At 65.9% G+C, this 17,124-nt stretch carries 14 protein-coding genes and 1 pseudogene; 5 read left to right on the forward strand and 10 right to left on the reverse strand.

Going from position 1 to position 17,124, the window contains the following annotated elements; all coding sequences use genetic code 11:
• Positions 1-47 precede the first annotated feature (47 nt).
• From H958_RS0124195 to H958_RS49215, 5 genes and pseudogenes are all read right to left on the reverse strand, one after another.
• Positions 48-347 (reverse strand): transposase, encoded by a 300-nt coding sequence (locus tag H958_RS0124195; protein WP_028060539.1) that lies wholly within the window; start codon positions 345-347, stop codon positions 48-50.
• A 93-nt stretch (positions 348-440) separates the two neighbouring features.
• Positions 441-1,151 carry a helix-turn-helix domain-containing protein gene (locus H958_RS45405; protein WP_231379360.1) on the reverse strand — a complete coding sequence of 237 codons (711 nt, stop codon included), beginning with the start codon at positions 1,149-1,151 and terminating at the stop codon, positions 441-443.
• Complete coding sequence (locus H958_RS47820) at positions 1,087-2,619, reverse strand: replication initiator (protein WP_051324755.1); 1,533 nt, start codon at positions 2,617-2,619, stop codon at positions 1,087-1,089. The genes H958_RS45405 and H958_RS47820 overlap by 65 nt, the downstream gene beginning before the upstream one ends.
• Positions 2,616-3,113: a hypothetical protein gene (locus H958_RS39995; RefSeq protein ID WP_231379361.1), complete on the reverse strand. Its 498-nt coding sequence runs from the start codon at positions 3,111-3,113 to the stop codon at positions 2,616-2,618. The genes H958_RS47820 and H958_RS39995 overlap by 4 nt, the downstream gene beginning before the upstream one ends.
• A gap of 16 nt (positions 3,114-3,129) precedes the next feature.
• Positions 3,130-3,300: pseudogene (locus H958_RS49215) on the reverse strand (FtsK/SpoIIIE domain-containing protein); the annotation flags it as partial.
• A gap of 66 nt (positions 3,301-3,366) precedes the next feature.
• On the opposite strand from H958_RS49215, the gene H958_RS48480 reads away from it, so the two are divergent.
• Both H958_RS48480 and H958_RS0124225 read left to right on the forward strand, forming a co-directional pair.
• On the forward strand, positions 3,367-4,161 hold the full coding sequence (locus H958_RS48480) for a DUF5753 domain-containing protein (protein WP_081686228.1): 795 nt from the start codon (positions 3,367-3,369) through the stop codon (positions 4,159-4,161).
• Positions 4,162-4,469: 308 nt separating this feature from the next.
• Positions 4,470-5,927 carry a hypothetical protein gene (locus H958_RS0124225; protein WP_028060541.1) on the forward strand — a complete coding sequence of 486 codons (1,458 nt, stop codon included), beginning with the start codon at positions 4,470-4,472 and terminating at the stop codon, positions 5,925-5,927.
• A gap of 298 nt (positions 5,928-6,225) precedes the next feature.
• On the opposite strand, the gene H958_RS45420 is transcribed toward H958_RS0124225, so the two are convergent.
• Positions 6,226-8,484 carry a DUF2357 domain-containing protein gene (locus tag H958_RS45420; protein WP_156028245.1) on the reverse strand — a complete coding sequence of 753 codons (2,259 nt, stop codon included), beginning with the start codon at positions 8,482-8,484 and terminating at the stop codon, positions 6,226-6,228.
• A 16-nt stretch (positions 8,485-8,500) separates the two neighbouring features.
• Complete coding sequence (locus H958_RS43980) at positions 8,501-11,008, reverse strand: MrcB family domain-containing protein (RefSeq protein ID WP_028060544.1); 2,508 nt, start codon at positions 11,006-11,008, stop codon at positions 8,501-8,503.
• Between the two features lie 546 nt (positions 11,009-11,554).
• Between H958_RS43980 and H958_RS0124245 the strand changes: the two genes are divergently transcribed.
• Positions 11,555-12,292, forward strand: a complete 738-nt coding sequence (locus H958_RS0124245) for a hypothetical protein (RefSeq protein ID WP_028060545.1) — start codon at positions 11,555-11,557, stop codon at positions 12,290-12,292.
• Between the two features lie 286 nt (positions 12,293-12,578).
• Here H958_RS0124245 and H958_RS49220 read toward each other — a convergent pair whose 3' ends face one another.
• Positions 12,579-13,910 (reverse strand): S1 family peptidase, encoded by a 1,332-nt coding sequence (locus tag H958_RS49220; RefSeq protein ID WP_081686230.1) that lies wholly within the window; start codon positions 13,908-13,910, stop codon positions 12,579-12,581.
• A 320-nt stretch (positions 13,911-14,230) separates the two neighbouring features.
• Here H958_RS49220 and H958_RS0124250 point away from each other — a divergent pair, with 320 nt between their 5' ends.
• A complete protein-coding gene (locus H958_RS0124250; RefSeq protein WP_028060546.1) occupies positions 14,231-14,500 on the forward strand; it encodes a hypothetical protein in 270 nt (89 codons plus the stop codon).
• Between the two features lie 85 nt (positions 14,501-14,585).
• Positions 14,586-14,834 carry a hypothetical protein gene (locus H958_RS0124255; RefSeq protein ID WP_028060547.1) on the forward strand — a complete coding sequence of 83 codons (249 nt, stop codon included), beginning with the start codon at positions 14,586-14,588 and terminating at the stop codon, positions 14,832-14,834.
• A gap of 23 nt (positions 14,835-14,857) precedes the next feature.
• Here the strand turns inward: H958_RS0124255 and H958_RS46740 are convergent, their stop codons facing one another.
• Both H958_RS46740 and H958_RS0124265 read right to left on the reverse strand, forming a co-directional pair.
• On the reverse strand, positions 14,858-15,388 hold the full coding sequence (locus H958_RS46740; protein WP_051324757.1) for an HNH endonuclease: 531 nt from the start codon (positions 15,386-15,388) through the stop codon (positions 14,858-14,860).
• 260 nt (positions 15,389-15,648) lie between these two features.
• Positions 15,649-16,053 carry a hypothetical protein gene (locus H958_RS0124265; protein ID WP_028060548.1) on the reverse strand — a complete coding sequence of 135 codons (405 nt, stop codon included), beginning with the start codon at positions 16,051-16,053 and terminating at the stop codon, positions 15,649-15,651.
• Positions 16,054-17,124: the final 1,071 nt, after the last annotated feature.

The raw sequence follows: 17,124 nt of genomic DNA on the forward strand, positions 1-17,124 counted from the left end.
CGGGCGGCCTTGCGCGACCAGCTCGCGGGACCGGGCGACGCGCACGCTCACTCCCAGCCCCGCAAGAGTTCCCCCGCGATCTCCACCTCCAACGTCTTGCGCCCCAACGCGCGCTCGAGCCGCGAGACCTGCTTGCGCAGCTCGTCGGCGTCCGAGCGCTCCGTCTTGCCCGACAGCCGCTCGGCGCCGGCGGCCAGAAACTGCTCGCGCCACTTGCGCAGCAGGCTCTCGGAGATGTCCTGCTCGCGACAGAGCTCGGTGATCGTCTTCGGCCCCCGCAACGACGCGAGCACCAGCTCGGTCTTCTGCTGGGCGCCGAACTTCCGGTACCTGCGGTTCTCGCTCATCGATCCTCTCGATCGCACTGAGCGGCCCATCCTCAGACCGACCCCGGACAGAGCCTCGCCGGCTACACCGGCTCGCACCCTCCCCAAAGAAGATCAATCAGAACCTGTCAACACCGCAGCGGGGTCCACGCCAATCAGCGCCTCACCGAGCACATGCGAGTGGCTGGTGCGCGCCCGCCGGCGCGGCGGTCCCGCATCCGGCGGCCGGATCTGCGCGGTCACCGGTCCCGCGTTCGATCCGAGCCACGCCTCGAGGTCCGCACGCCGCAACCGCGCCCGCTGGCCGACGTAGCCGGCGACCTCCAACTCGCCCGAGCGGATCGCCTTCCGCACCGTGTCCACACCCACGCCGGCGACCTTCGCCGCGTCCGCCACCTTCAGCAGCGGCACCTGGCCCGCCGCCTCGCGCGCGGCCAACCGCTCGGCCACCAGGTCGGCCAGCCGTTCGAGTGTCTGGGGACCGAGCTCGTCGAGCGCGTTCGCGTCCAACGTCACCGTCGCCAGCGCCCGGATCGACTCGGGCTCCTCCGCCGCGGACCTCATGTCGCGTCCCCCACCGTGAGCTGCCGCTCGCAGTCCCACGCCGCATCGACCTCGCTCCACCGGAAGCGCACCGTCCGCGCCGCGTCCGGCAATCCGCCGGCCCGGGATCCGGCCCTCGCGGTAGTAGCGCACGACCGCGCTCGGCGCCAGCCCCAGCCGCGCCGCGACCTCCTGCGCGGTCAGATACTGCTCCCTCTCACGGCTCTGGCTCATCGCTGCCTCCCAGCGTCGCCACCTTTGCTCTGCGGCCGGACCGACCACGCCGATCGGCCCGAAGCTCCTCACGCGCCACACGGCGCCGCTCACGCCCTGACTCCGCCAGCCACGCATCACCCAGCGTGCGATAGCCGCTGCCCGCGGACGCCCACTGCCGACGCTCGACACATGCGCCCTGACTCGCCGGCCGACCCCACGGATCAAACGGCTCACCACCGTGCGCACGCCGCAGCTCGTGCTCGTGACGCGCCTCGCGCAGGCTCGTGAACGTCGTCGAATAGCGCCGACTCTTGGTGAAGCAGTGCCCGCGGAACCCGAGCGCATGCGCCCACCGCCGCAACCGCAGCGGACGCAGCTCGGGCTCGCCCGCCAGCTCCCACGCGCACTCCACCAGCCGCCGCACATGCGGCCGCACGCGCAGGTTCATCAGATCGCTCGCCGACAGCCGATACATCAACCCGCCAACCGCCTCCGTGCTCTTCGTCGCGTACTTGGCGATGTACCCCGCGCACGACGGCGCCTCGCCCAGCTCGAGCACCCGCACATCGACCTGCCGACCCCAGCGAATCGCCGCCGGCCGCACGTGCACGGGTTCGAGCTGGAGCTGCTGCTGCGGCTTGCCGCGCTCCTCGTCCGACTGCGGCACCGGCGCGCGCACGTGCTCCACCGCAGCGCGAATCGCATCGCCCAGCAGTTCGGCCGTGAACTTTGCCGGCGGCGGCTCGACCAGCTCGGCCGTCCCCTTCGGCTGCGCCGCGTCCAGCCGGATCACCAGGTGCAAGTGCAGCGCGCCGTGCGCCTGGTACTCCGCGACCTTCACGTACGACACGCGCACCAGCTCCAGCAGACGTGCCTGCGTCACGCCCTGCAGCCGCGCGAGCTCTCGCGGAACCTGGTTCCGCGTCAGCCGCCACAGCTCAGGCGCCAGCGCATTCCACAACACCGCGTGCCGATAGTCGAAGCACTCCGGGCACAGCGGCTCACCCAACCGCGGATCATCCTCGTGGTGCACCTCCCCGCACCCCATCGCGGCGCCGCGTGGGCACACGGGCCCGTCCCGTCGCGGCCGGCACCGCCGCGGCTCTCCGTTCTCCGCTAGTCGTCGCGAGTGCGCCGCTCCGAAGCTCGGCGCTGTCAGCGTCACGAACACCATCGGGTGACCGCAGACCGACTCCGGCACGCCCTTGCCACCACGCAGCCCTGCGGCGACGAGCTGGAACGCATCGCCGCGGTAGACCTCCGCACACGTCGGACACACCGCCTCGCGCCGGTTGCCGCAGCACTTCAACAGCGCCCCGTCCGGCTCGCGCGCGGTCGAGAACACCGTCCGCACCTCACCGGTCTTGACGTCGACCGCCTCGGTCTCCCCGCGCAGCCGCACCGGATGCCGGCAGTAGCCAGCCGAGCGCAACTGACGCTCCAACCGCTCCCACTGCTCCGGATCCGACGCACGCGCCATGACCTGAGAGAGCACCGGTCCGAACTCAGTCGGCACCGCAGCGAGCGCCGTCATGCGCTCTCCCCTTCGGCCCGCGGGCCACTCGCCAGCCAGTCATCCGACCGTTGCGCGGCAGCGCGTTCCACGATCGCACCAATCTGTTCGTCGGAAAGATGGAACGTCTTGATCCGCTCCGGCCGCTCCTCCTCGGCGAGAAGGAAGCCGAGGCCGCGTTGACCACCCGGCACGGTCGACGCGTCGAACCCGGTCGAGGCCCAGCGCTGGCCGAGGATCGTGTCCGACGCCTGCGGCGTGTTGCACCGCAGCGCCAGCCGGAACCCGAACAAATCCCGCAGCGCCGACGGCACCACGTCGGCGCCCGGCTTTTGCGTCGCCGCGAGGACAATCACGCCGGCCGCACGGCCGCGAGCGACGAGGTCGCGCAGCAGTTCCGCGAACTCGACGCGCAGCTTCTTGTCCGGTGCTGACAGGTAGAACGCCAGCTCGTCGACGACGACCAGGTGGAGGGGGGGCGAGACCGTCCTCGCGGCGCACCGTTCTGAGCCCAAGGGCGAGCAGCTCGCGGTAGCGCGACTCCATCTCGCGCTGCAGCGCTCGCAGCGTCTCGATCGCTTGCTCGACGTCCGGACCGACGATCTGCTCCGCGACTGGAGCCCAGGCCGCCAGCTCGACGAGCTTGCCGTCGAGCAGCCACACCTGCGCCTCTGGGTCGAGGGCGCCGGCCGCGACGAGCAGCGAGAGCGCGACCGACTTGCCCGCTCCCGGCTCACCACCACCAAGACATTGCGCTCAACGAGGCGCATGCACACGCATTCACCCCGTTCGTCGACGCCGATCGGGACCGGCTCCCAGAGGGAGACCGACGTCCCCTCAATCTCCAAGATCGAAACCGGCAAGCGGCTACCCACCCCCGACGACGTCAACGCCTGGGCTGCTGCAACCAACACCGACGCGGGCGAACTGCTCGACCTGCTTGACCGCGCCCGCCTGGAGTACGCCAGCTTCCGCGAGCGCTTCGTCGACGTCGCCGGCGCCGACCAGCTCCAAGACGCGATCGGCGCGGCCGAGACGGCAGCCACCCACATCGCGCACTACGACCCGATGATCATCCCCGGCATCCTCCAGACCGCCGACTACGCCCGCGAGTTGCTCAACCTCCCGTCCGGCCCCTCGCAGTCTGGCGCGACCGACGAGGAGATCAGCCGCATGATCGCCTCCCGCCTCCGACGCCAGGCAATCCTCTACGAGCCTGGCCGCGACATCACACTGCTGATCGGCGAAGCTGCGCTCCGCACTCGCGTCGCGTCGCCGGCAACCATGCGCACGCAGCTCGATCACATCGCCCGCCTGAGCGAGACGCTCACGACCGCAACGATCGGCATCGTCCCGTTCACTGTGGAGGCGCGGATCGCCACCCTGAACGGCTGGGGCATTACCGACAAGCTCGTGACTGTCGAGACCGACGCCGGCAACGTCGAGATCGCCGACCCCGAGCACGTCAACCGCTACTGGCACCATACGCGCCTGCTTCTCGACGTCGCAGCAACTGGCACCCGCGCAGCGACCATCTGCCGAGGTATCAAGGCCGAAACGTAGGACAATTCCCGCAGCTGGCAGAAGGATGCGTCCTCGCGGTCGCGGCTCACCTGCTGGCGGTCCAGGGACGAACGTCGCGCAGCAGCGGTTCAACAGCGTCTCCCGGGGAACTCCGCGACACCCCTCGAGGGTGCGAAGCACGGGGTTCAGCGACCAAAGCCAGGCTCTGGCGCGGCCCCTAGGGGTCCAGGCGCCGCAGGGACTCGCTCGAGGATGGCTGGGCTCGTAGGGTCTGTCCGCTCGGCGACATTGCACGCGGATACCACCGAAGATAAGGTCGACACCCCTTATCGGGCAAAGGTCGCACAGTGGACATCTATTTCTCACAACACTTCGGTGTCGAACCGCAACTGCTCGATGAGTATGGGGCGCTCGACATCAGCGTTGTTTCGGATTTGCCGCTATTCGTCGACCCGTTCCTTCTCTTCAACAGTGACGATCCGAAGTATCAGCAGCTCCATGCAGAAATCCTCCGATACCTGCGGTTCCTTCGCGATCTAGCCGCAGAAGGCGATCTGGACGAGGCGCTGATCAAGAACCTCTATCGCTTCAGAGAAGTCAAACAGAACTGGTTGGGTTTTACCCTCTTCGGCAACGACGGCGCCGGGCTCGGAAAAGACTTTGCCTTTGCGTTGCATGATGCGCTTGCCGATATCTTTGCCGATTTCGGCCGAGAGAAGATCACGCGCGGGACACACCTCGAAAAGCTGTGCCTAATCAGAGCGGGCATCGGCAAGGACAACATCAGCGACTTCGCAACCAACCTAATCAAGGGTTATCTGTGCGAATACACGGAGCGCTTCGCCCGGATGCACCTAGCCGCGGACCGCTGCGCGACGTTTCAGGTGCCTCGCGCGAGCTTCAACTACGACACCGAAACCTGGCAGACGCGAAGCTACTTCCTACCGAGGCTGCGCGACGACTTTGTATTGCTTACCCCGCTCGACATTTTGACTCGAGACGACACGTGGATCAGCCAACGGGGCATGATCAGCAACTTCGCAAGGCTGCCTGCGGCCGTTCCGAACACTGAACTGCGTGCGCAGATCAATCGCTACTTCAAAGAGAGACTCGGCAGCGATCCGAATGCGAAGCAGAAGCGAGAGGCAGCGATCGCGACCATTGCACGCTTTCCTGAGCTCATCGACCGGTACATTAAGCTCCAAGAGGATGACGGTTCCCGCGCGCAGCTAGTGAGCTCAAGGAAGGTCCAGGAGACGCAACGAGTCCTCGTCGAGCAGCTGAAAGCGGCAATTTCTGATCTTGAGGTCAGAACGGAGTTCTACCGCAAGCCGTGGTCCAGCTACGACGAATGCCTCGAGCGGGCGACGTACTTCAAGTCGTACGTTGAGGATAACGACGGTTACAAGTTGCTCAATCGTGCAGGTCGGCCGTTCGCGACCGAAGCCGAGGTGCAGCTCGCGTTCGGCCTCGTGTGGTGCAAGAGCGAGCTCGACATTAACCGGGAGCCGAACAATGGGCGTGGTCCCGTCGATTTCAAGGCAAGCTTTGGAGCCGGCGACAAGTCGCTCATTGAGTTTAAGCTCGGCAGCAACTCCCAACTTCGACGGAACTTGGAGAAGCAAGTCCCGATCTATGAGAAGGCTAACCGAACGCGACGCTCGGTCAAGGTCATCGTCTACTACACGGAGAAAGACGAGAGCCGAGTGAAGAGAATTCTGAAGGAGCTAGATCTGGAGAGGGGAAAGTCGATTGTGCTGATCGACGCCCGTAAGGACAACAAGCCGTCAGCGTCGCGCGCGTAGCGTGGCATCAAGCATGTGGTCGATCGCGCTAGCGCATTGCGGTCAACATCAGAAACGTATTCCGTGCCGCCGATGGTCGGCGACAGAAGCGCCCGGACCGGGCTGGCTTCGCCGACGCGAAGTGCCGCGGGCCCAACGCCCCGATCGACCGCCTCGACGAGGCGATGCCAGTACTTGGTGGGTCGCGTCGGAGGCTTCCTCACCAACTTCCGACTGACGCGCGAGAAGGCGATTCTCTGCGGCCCAGCCGACGCGATCGGGGGCGTTCGAGACGGTCGGGTACGCGGCGAAGCGATGTCTATGGCGCTGCGATGGATGCGTCCTGGATGCCGGACGCATCCGCAGCCAGAAGGTCCGCCCACGTTAAGCGGAAGAAACTCGCGGACTGGTCGCTCGACCGAGCGAGAGCCCGAACGTTGAGATCGGCCAGCCACGGCGGCGCCGCCCGCACGATGCTGAGGCTCGCGCAGAGATAGCCACCTGCGAGAGGTTCCGGGTAGCCAGACTGAAGGAGGTCCTCGCGTGTCTGGACGAACCAAGCACTGTCACGGGTCCACAGCGTCGTCGTGCCGCCTTCGAGTGCAAGCCACTCCGCACGAAGCGCGCTCGACTCGGCTGTTATCGCGTTAGAGTCGGCGTCGGCAGGAAGCACGATCATCTGCATGCGCGAGATCCAGTCAGCCTCCTCAGGCCCACGCGGGACATAACAGAGGACGAAGGCGTCTCGTGGAGGTGCGGACAGCGACGGTAGCCATTTACTCCTCGCTCCTGGCTCCCGCCTGCCGCGAATGACAGCTCGCCAATAGCGATACCGTTCATCCTGCGACGCGCGATCTGCAACGTGGTCCAGGACCTCGCGGAGAAATCGTTCCAGCGCCTCGCGTCCCCGTGCACGCGCACCGTCGCGTGGTCGGAGCGGAAATGCACCGATACCAGGCAAAGGCTCGTCGAACTCTCGGAACGGCGCAGCTGCATCGTCGCCTGGGTAGAGCACGTACGCTCCGGCGGAACCGCGGATTGCGTCGCGATATGCATGCATCTTCAGCAGGTCTTCGCGTTTGCTGCCACCAACGCGCTCTGCCGCTTCTTCGTCTCCAGCAGTCGAGTCCGACTCATCAACGCCGGCGTCGAACTGTTCGCGCACGCGATCGACGCGGTACTTTGCGTCGAAGTGTAGCCAGACGTCAAGCGAGCCTGGGAGGACGTCTGGAGGCGGGCTTTGTGGTCGAATCCTAACGGAGCAGTCGGGCCGCATCGCTCGGGACCAGGAGGACGCCCTCAAAGGCTCCTTAGAAGCTCGGAAGTGGCGGTTGAAGTATACCTCCACGTTCAGCCGTCGACCGCCCGCGGCAGTGTCCCAGGCGACGCCGCTTCGTCGTCCCTGTCCGAACCCAAGGCTCAGGCCGTCGCTCGCGATAGCGAACGCGTCGACGGTACGGGGCTCGCCACACACCGCCCCAACCGCCTCGACCAACTGTAGAAACGCCCAGTACTCATAGAGAGTCGCAACGTTCCTTTGACTGGCAGAGAAGACGTCATCGACGTCGAGGTCCAACGACAGACGCGATCCGACCTCGGCTAACGCGAACGTCCGGAAGATCTCCCGATACCCCTGTTGTCGATGCAAGACTTGATTCGACGAGGGGAAGACCTCTAAGCGCCCGACTTGCGCGAACAACGGATTCGCAAGAACGCGATCGATATCTCGCTGCATATCTCGAGCCACAACGCGTCCCCGTCGCACCGGCCCTGGTCCGCTCTCGGACGATCCCAGCACATCGATGAGGCGCTGTGCAATCGATCTCCATCGCGCGAGCGCATATTTCACGAACCGATTGGGAACCGAATCGAATGTGCTCTCGGTGCGACGCCGGTCGAGGGCTCTTGGCACTGATGCGATTCTCAGACGTCCGTGGGTGTCGACACGCTGCCCCGGCCTCGTCACGCTCAGACTCAGCGACGACGTGGCCGGCATCGGCCGTCCCGCCGATTGAGGCTCCGATTCGACGTGCCACGCGCGGTGCGGGTTCGCAACGATCAACGCAAGTGCGTCCTGCACCTCGCGTGACGCGAGCCTGGCATTGAGGAACGCAAATTGCTGATAGAGAAGTTTCGCCGGCGCGATCGAGTCCTGTGCGAGCTCCAGAGTCGCTGGCGCAAAGCCTTGCAGGACGGCTTCGGTTGCAATGTCTGCGATATCGCCGAGCATGTGCTGGTACTCGGCCGCATACTCGAGCTTCGTAGGCGCGACATCGATCGTCGCGATGCCGGCTGTCTCGGCCTCCGGGACCCTCACGGCTATCCGAATACGTCCCACATGCTGTCTCGGTTGGAGCCTTCCGGTCAGACAGTCATGTGAGTCGTAGCTGAACAGCTCGTCGCCGGGCTCGAGGTACACGGACGTTGGCCGCTCATCCAGCAGGACCTGGTAGCGGTATACGGCTGCCTCGACAACCTGGCCAGCTGAACCGACGAGTGTCGGCACGTGGCCGCGGCGCGGTAGCTGTGAAAGCACGAGGAAGCCGATCGACTCTCCCGCTCCGTTTCTAATCGGCACGCGAGCTTCCACGCACCTACTCCGTGAACGTAACGAACTGGGCGTCCCGCAGGGTCTCCAGCATCCGATCGAGCTTGACGGCGGTCCTCGGGAGTCGCGGTTCCTCGGCGTTCCCGTCGCCCGCGGCCAAGACGCGGAGCACGAGCAGCGACTTCTCGAGACGCTGCCGCGAGCCGTGGATCTTTGGAAGCAGCTTCGTCATGACGATGTAGTCGAGGACTGTGTCCGCACCGCCGAGACCGGCGCAACTCGCCACCGAGGCGAAACGCAGTGCTTCGACAAGCACTCGGTGCCCAAAGTCCAGATTTACCGCAGCGAGCTGGCGATGGATTCCCCGGAGCTCCTCGACGAGGGGCCCTTCATCCGGATGAGGATGCTCGAATTGCCATCCGTCGCTCTGAAGCACCCGCACGATGTGGCGCTGCACCTCCGAGTCTGCAGGCGGGAGAGCCGACGGTCGGCGAAGACTCGCGTCCAGATCGTCGGACGACACGCGGAACTCGTGTACGAAGGCGCGATCAAGCACCTTCGGAGAGAACATGTACGTCGTCTCATCGACGTTGACCGTCCCGATCACGATGAGATTCGAAGGCAGTGGGAGGCGGCCGGCGGACTCCGACTCGACCCACGTCCCGCGGAGAGTCGAGAGGTTGGGCATTATGGGTTCCCGCGACTCGATGCCGGAGAGGAAGTCAGCGAAGTAGCGCTCGACGTGCGCAAGGTTCATCTCGTCGAGCACAAGAACGTACGGGGCCCCAGGATCGCGATGCGCGCGAAGCAGAAATTCCAGAGTCTCGGGGACGGCCCAGACCACGCGATCTTCAACGCGCGCCGCGAGTCCGTCGGGATAGCCGAACAGAAACTCTGGGCCCGTCCAGTCCGGCCGGACAGGCACGACGAGGTAACGAGGCCGACCATCTCCATCTTCGCCGCACCATTCTCCGAGGCGCTTGGCGAGCTGTGTCTTCCCGGAGCCGGACTGGCCAGTTAGTATCGCGAACGGCTTCGCGAGTACACCGGTGAGAAACGCCATGACCTGATCGCGGTCGAGGCGCATCCCGCTCGCGTCAACGAGCCGCCCAAACTCTTCGGCGAACGCCCTCAGGTCTGCCGGCGAGGTCGACCCGGAGAGGTTTTCGTCGGAGTGGGCGTAGCGCTCCAGGAGTGGCGATCCCGCCACCGGCGCGACAGCGCCCCGGCCTTGCCTGACCGCGCTAAGCCGGAACCCGTCTGCTGCGACCTCACTAAGCTCATCGCCCGGGCGCAACGAGACGTCCCTCTCCTCGCCAAGAATCGTGAACCGGAGCTTCCAGGGATACTGGGCGTCGCCAGAAAGCTCATCTGGCATGATCGGCTCGTCGCTACGGAAAGGTGGCTTGTCGATCCGGCCGACGACGAGTTGTCGAACGCCGTGGCGCCGCCACTCCGCGCCGTCAACGCGGACATTGCTGCCGGTGTACCCGCTCGCAAAGGCAACGAGGTCGCCAACGTCTACGCGGTCGGGAGTGTAAGGAGCTTGTTTCCAGCCCCACCACCCGCGCCGGCCACCAGACTCGAAGTTAGCCGTGGCGCGCGCGCCAACGTAGATAGTGAGAACGTGGATCTGAGAAGCAGGCGACGACGCCGGCGAAGTGCCAATAACGCCGTTCTCGACGAGGGTGGCGTACGCGCGGGTAATTGCCTGGAGGTCGTCGTCAATAGACGAGTCCGGAAGCTCATCGCGTCCGAAGTACTTCCCAATCACAACCGAGGCCGCATAGTCTCGAGCCAGTGGAGCATTGCCCAACGAGACGTCACGACCCGAGGTGAACCCAAGCCCACTCAAGTACGAGAGTGCCGGCCACAAGTCATCGGCGCGCTGCCTGAGTCTCTCGTAAGCCTCCCGTGCCCCAAGCTCGTGCTTCAGCTTGGTCACGCCCTGCGCGATCGTCACGTACAGCCCGGTCAGGTTCTCACGGATGAGGACTACCGGGTAGACGCCCTCCTGGGTCGTCGTCGTGATGCGGGGATCAAGGATTGCTATCCACGGACTTGCCGCCCAATTACCCTGGCCGACTGATGGCCTGACTCGCGCCCCTGAGAGCGCCCCAGGCAAGCCGGCTTTGATGCTGCTCGCGACGTCCTTCAGAAGCCGAGCAGCCTCATGATCGCCCCGGAAGGGCTCACCCCGAGCGATGCCGTAGCGATCAAGGAAGCGCTGAAGCAGCTCGCCGATGTTCTCTTCGTGAGGCGACTCTGCGGCACCCAAACGTTCGACCTGGAAGCCAAGGCTTCGAAGCTTGGAAGTCGTTGGTTCGCCGCCGCTGAAGTCCGACGATCTGAGGATCCCAAGAGCGGGGTGCTGAAATCCATGAGCGGCAGCGACTATCGCCTTCGAGTCGTACTTGCGTCCATCGATGACGAGCACGTACTCGCGCGATGCTCCGAATCCGTACTTCGCGAGGAAGGCGTCTTGCCCTAGCGTGTCGAACTCGCGAACGGCGCGACGAACCGCCTCAGGATCGGTGAGGTCTGCCAGCGACACTCCAGGAACCTATCGCGTCAGGCGACTCCGCGATGGCAGGCGGGGCCAGGGGCATCCCGACTTGCTCGTAGCTCAATCGCGTTCGTGCGCCTCGCGTGCGAGCGGAACCCGGCGGCCTCCGACCATGAGATACAGCCCGACATTGGGCCGGTTCGCGGACGCGATGGACCGCTTCGAGCCGATTCAGCCCAACGACGGTTGGCGTTCTCGGTTCGAGGAACGAGGGGGTGGCGTTGCTGCCGCTCGCCGCGTAAGCGGCGCTATGCCGTGGCTAAACCTTCCCCCCCTCGCCTCTTACGATCAAGCGGTCTGCGTGCTCAGATTGCCGAGGTGCGCGCATTCGCCAGCCTGGCCTGAGCGGCCGCCGGGGCCGGCGGACACATATTTGAGTGCCGGGACGGCCGTGCCGACATACCGTTGTAGACCGAGATGCCCCGGCGCGGCCGACAGCCGCCCGGGGCTTTGACACCGGAGGGACTAGCGTTGATGCACCACAAACCTGCCCGGCATAGCCGGGGCCGTATCTGCAGGCTTGCGCTCGGCGCATTGACCGCCGTCACCGTCGCTGCCCTGGCCGGCTCTTCGGCCGCCGGCGCCGCGACGTTCCCGTTGGAGGTGACACCGGTGGCGCCGGCGAACGGGTCGACGATCACGATGCCGGCGTCGTCGTCAACGCTCGCGTTCGAGTTCACAGGCTCCGTACCCGCAAGTGTCAACGGCAGCACGGTGGAGATCTCGCGAAGCCCGACGCTCGGGCAGGACGGAACACTGGCGGACGACCTCAACGCCGGGATCGGGTTCGTCAACCGACGCGACTCGGATCCGACGAGATTCGCCGGCTCGGCGGTCATCCCGAACCTAAGTCAGCCGGGCCCCTTCTACTTCCAGTTCCATTCGTTCGCGATCGACTACTCGGCGTCAGCGACCAAGATCTGCCCCGACTCTGGCCAATACGGTGGTAGCTGCACGCTCGCCTCGTCGGTCTACTCGTTCACCGTCGCGGCCCCGCAACCGCCGGCGCCGCCCGCGGCCCGGCAGCCGCCGGCGCAGTCCCAGCCGTCCGATGGGCTGCCGTTGAGTAACGCGACCGCGCGTAGGGCTGCACGCGCCCTGGCCATCCGCTTCTATGGTGCGCGTAGTCCCAAGGTCGTCAGCATGCACCGGATCGACGTCAGCAGGGTCAAATGCCGCGTGTCGTGGCGAACGAAGTCGGGCGCGAAGCGCTCCCGGATGATGAAGGTCAGAAGGACCACCTGGGGCGGCGTCGACGCCTACCTGGCATAGATCTACGGCGCGTAGGGGCGGCGGCGTCGTCGAAATCCAGCCGAGCTCGGCTGGCTATCGCAGCGCGTTGTAGGCGCCTGTGGCGAAGATTCGCGTCCGCGAGCCGCTCGACGACTCGTTGCAGCGAGCCAATCGGGAATGATCGGCCCTCAGCGCAGCGGGGGTCGGAACGATGCCTCCCCACCCTGAACACCAGCGCCGTGTTCGGGCGGTCGCGTACCGTCGCGAGGGTCCCCGACGAGAGGGCGAAGCAATATTCCGCTCTGAGCATTCGCGGGGTCGTGGCTCAAGTGCGGCTTTGTTGGGTGGCACTGAGCGTTAGCGGCCCGGTTCGGCAGACGCCGACGCGACGGTTCGTTGAACGGACGGTTCCAGAAGCGGTGATCGAGAGCGAGTTCCCGTGTGCCGCTCGGGCAATCGTGACGGTCTGGGATCCGCGAAACCATGAACGGTTCGCGGCGCTCGGGAGCGCGATTCGAAGCGCCTGACCGGTTGGAATCGACCAGCTGCCGCTCGGCGCAGTCCAGGTGTCGCCGAGATCCACGTGCCAGCCGCGGCGGCAGGTCAGGCGCATCCTGATCCGGACACGCGTGACCTTCGTCTGATCGCCCGAGAGCTGCATCCAGACGCGAGCGTGCCGTGAATCCCGGTGTGCGTAGTACCACGCCGGCGCTCGTGGCGGGGCGGCCGGCGCCGTCAGGGCGGGCGCTGGGGCTGGAGCCGGAGGTGGAGTTGGAGCCGGCGGCGGTGGGGGTGGCGGCGGTGCCATGACCGCGATCCACGAGGCTGCCCATGGCGAGATCGCGTCGACTCGCGTGAACAGACTGGGCACTGAGGGATCACAGCCGTCAGAGCCGCGGCTGATGATGCCGATCTCGGCAACCGTGTTATCGGGGCGCAAAGCGAAGGTGGGGCCGCCACTGTCGCCATGGCAGGGGCTTACGATCCCTCGTGGATCAATTGCGCAGAATTCCAATCCCGAAGCGAACTCAGCCCCGTAATGAAAGGCGCAGTAGCTGGGTCCGTGCACGACAAGTTGGCCGTAGTGCGGCGTCGACGGGGGCGCTGTGTCGGTACCAGAAAGGAGGCCCCATCCATACGCGAGGGTACCGGTGCCTGGCGTGAGGAGCGAGATGTCGGCTGCCGTCGCGAGCGAGATCGCTGGGGCGCTTACAGGCGTTGCGAGTTGCAACAGCGCCGCGTCGTTGGTGTGCGTGACTGTGTTGAAGAGCGGATCCACCACAACACGCGTGACGCGGCTGGTCTGACCCCCGCCTGGAACGCTGAGATCGACCGCGCCGGTCGTTACCGAGATCGCGCTATCGGGACTGACATACCGTGTACCGAGATCGAGGACACAGTGAGCGGCTGTCAGGACGACATTGGCCGAGACCACCGTGCCACTGCACCGACCAGCGGCTGTGTTGTCGACGTACGCCAAAACGCTGGCGCCACCCGCGACGGTCCCTCCGACAATGGCTGCATGGACCTTCGGGGAAGCGCGATGCGGCGTGCGCTTGAGAGCTCCGAAGGCGGACGAAGTCAGCAACCCAATGCTGGCCACGGCCAACGCTATCGCACCGACCGATGACGTTGCCATGCGCACTCGCAGATCCATGAATGCATCGTCCGGATTGTGCGAGACAAAGTCAATGAACGACGGAATTCACACCGTACGACGTTCGTCTAGGCTCAAGCCGTTTCGGCTTGCTGCGATGCCAGCCGGAGATGTGCCGCCGATCCCGCTGTGCGGTCCACACTAGCTCATCTCGTGGCCAGGCCTCCTTGCCGGAGCGCACTATGGGCCAATACTATGAAGCGCGGACAACTCGGTTGACGCCGCTTGCGCGCATCTGGGAGAGGCAGATTGATTTGCGGACGTCTGATCAATCTGCATAGCGTCTACGCGTTTTGCGAGGATTGATCAGGAGGCGGAGAATGAACAAGAAGTTCGTCACGCTGGTTGCCGCGGTAGCGCTCGTGGGCGCGACGCCCGCGGTGGCTCCCGCGGGGACGCCATCGGCAGATCCGCCGGTCGCGGTCGCGTCCAAGACGTGCTCGGTCGGCTTTCAGCACGCCGTCATCGGCGGGCAGGAGAAGTGCCTGCGTCGCGGCCAGTTTTGCGCACGCAGCGCCGACCGCCAATACCGCCGCTACGGCTACCACTGCATCAAGCGCGACGCTCGCGGCAACTACCACCTGACCTGACCTAGTGGCCGTGCAGTCGCCTTCCGTTGATGCTGACGAGCGCAGCGCCAACCGGATTGTCGGCATGCGGACTTGGCCTGGGTCGATGCGCGTGCTCGCATGCGTCCTCGCACTGACCTTTGCGCCCGTGGTCGCGGCGTGCGGAGAGACGGGCGCGGCGGCCAAGGGCGGCTGCGATGCCAACTACAAGGGCGCCTGCCTGGACCCGGACGCCTCGGACTATGACTGCGAGGGCGGCTCGGGCGACGGCCCGAAATACACCGGCCCCGTCGAGGTTGTGGGCGATGACCCGTTCGGGCTCGACCGCGACGGTGACGGCTACGCCTGCGAGTAAGGCGCGCCCCCTCGCGATTCGGACTAGAGCGAGGCGCCCTTCGTCTGATTGCAGGGGGCGCAGAGCAATTGAAGGTTGGCGACGGTGTTCGCGCCACCAAGCGCGACCGGGATGACGTGGTCGTACTGGATATCGAAGTTCGAGCCACACTCGACACAACGTCCTCGGTCGCGCTCGAAGACGGCGCGGCGAACCTCGCGGGGGATGACTTCTCGGCGCGGCTGCTGCGGGAGGGTGTCGGTCGCCAGGACTGCGTGTGCCCGTTCGAGCTGGCGCTGCTTGCGGCGCTCGCGTTCATAGACGAGCGCGTAGACATCCTGCGGGGAGAGGCCGTCGTCATCCCAGTAGAAGCAACCGCGGCACCACCAGTACTGTCGAGCGTCGTCGCTCACGAGTACTCGTACCGCGTCCCTCTCCTGCGCCGCCGCGGCATCCGCAAACTCAGCCCGCTTCATGCCACGGGATGCGTACCGTTTCCCGGCGTGGAAGACGTAGCGCTTCCAGAACCAGACGCCTCGCGTCACAAACCCTGCGTTCTTCGCCTCGCGCAGCACGACGGATTCTAGCGGTCGGACTGGCTGGTGCTGCCGGCGCCAACGGCGTTGACAGCTCGGATGACGTCGGAACGGTTCATGCGGGCGAAGAAGTAGACAACACGGCTCGGACTGAAAGGTGGATGCTGCTGCCTCGGCAAAGCCGGGCCAATCGGACAGTGGTCCAGGGGCAAGTTCTCGCGCGGGTGCGAGAGGGTGGCTACGCCTGCCGCCGCTTGAGGCTGCGATCCTGGCCGCCCCGGGCCCCTCAACATCTCTACCTACCCGACCAACAGCAGAAGCGCCGCGGCGGCGGCCGGCCCGCCCGATCCGCCCTTGACGTACCCGACGCGCGAGTAGTCCTGATACGCCTGCCAGCGACCACTATTCGGGGCGACGTAGCCGACCTTGCTGCTGCCCTCGTAGAGATCCCAGCGTCCGCTGTAGGAGCGCTTGACGTAGCCGATCTTCGAGGAACCCTCGTAGACATCCCAACGGCCCCCGTACGACGCCTTCGTGTAGCCGGCCTGCGAGGGACCCTGCTTGATCGTGTAGCGACCGCCGTAGCCGGCGTTGACGGATCCGACCTTGCTGTAGCCCTCGTAGACATCAGCCGCCGCCGCGATGGCGGGTGCGGCGGCAAAGGCAAGTGCAGCGGCGACAAGGGCCGCTATCCAACGCTTCATTCTCGAATCCTTCTGGCATTTACACGGGCCAACGAGATTGGTTATCGGCGCGAGCACACGCGACCTAAGCGAGTGGGGAGCGATGGTCCTCAATCATGCGTCTACATCCGAGCGGACTGGGTACTCCGCGGGACGGGCGCACGTTGGTACGTTCGGATTCGGGGTGCGGTGGACTTCCGGACCACGAGATCGACAACGTGCTCCAACCTAGATCCGCGCGGGCCCCCGGGCCATCCCTCAACGGTCTAGGAATGTCGCACAATGTGTCGCTGTCCGTATTCAAACGGGCGGGTAGCGTCCGCGCCTCGTGACGCGACTGTGACCCAATGGGTGGGACGCGCGCGAGTTGCGCGGGTCTGGGCGTGAGCCCGTTGACTTCGCGCGGACGCTGCCCTGGCACTGCGTGGCGGGGCTCGGCGCCGGACGAGAACGCCGCAGGCCGGACGTCGGACCTCTTGTCGAAGGCACTCAGCGTGCGCAACGCGCGTGCCGAAGGAGTCAGAACCGTTTGTGTGTGCTGGGCCGGGGCTGACGAAACACAACCGCGACTTCGGGCGGGCGCTTGCGTGTGGTTGACACCTCGGCACGGGGACCCGGGTTGGGTTGCGGTCGACTCGAAGCGTCGTCCCTTCCATAGTCAGGTCACGAAGTCCGAGGAAGAAACGATCGGAGCCCGCCCGCTCTCCCAGACCGCCGTGCTTGACCCGCCGAGTGCGTCGTCCTCCGTCGGCGCTGGTCGCCTCGGTCGCAAAGCCTTCTAGCTACTTCCCCCGGATAAACGGGTGAAGTGAGAACGGCCGCGCGGGCGGCGCGGCCGTTCATCGGGCAGGCCGCGGGCGGGCGGCACCGCGATCCGGTGATGATCCTGTCAGCCGGGTCGGATGGCTGCGGTGGGCCGCGGGTGTCGGTCCGCTGGGCCGGCCTCGGGCGGGCCTGGCCGGGGCCGGTCAGGCGATTCTGAGGGCGAGGGTGTCGAGGTTGTAGGCGAGGATCGCCCAGGCGGCCCAGGTGCGGGCGCCGGTGTGGCCTTTGAGCCGGGATCGGTCAAGGCCGTAGCGTCGCTTGAGGTGA

The organism is Candidatus Solirubrobacter pratensis, from assembly GCF_000425945.1.
Lineage (GTDB): Bacteria > Actinomycetota > Thermoleophilia > Solirubrobacterales > Solirubrobacteraceae > Solirubrobacter > Solirubrobacter pratensis.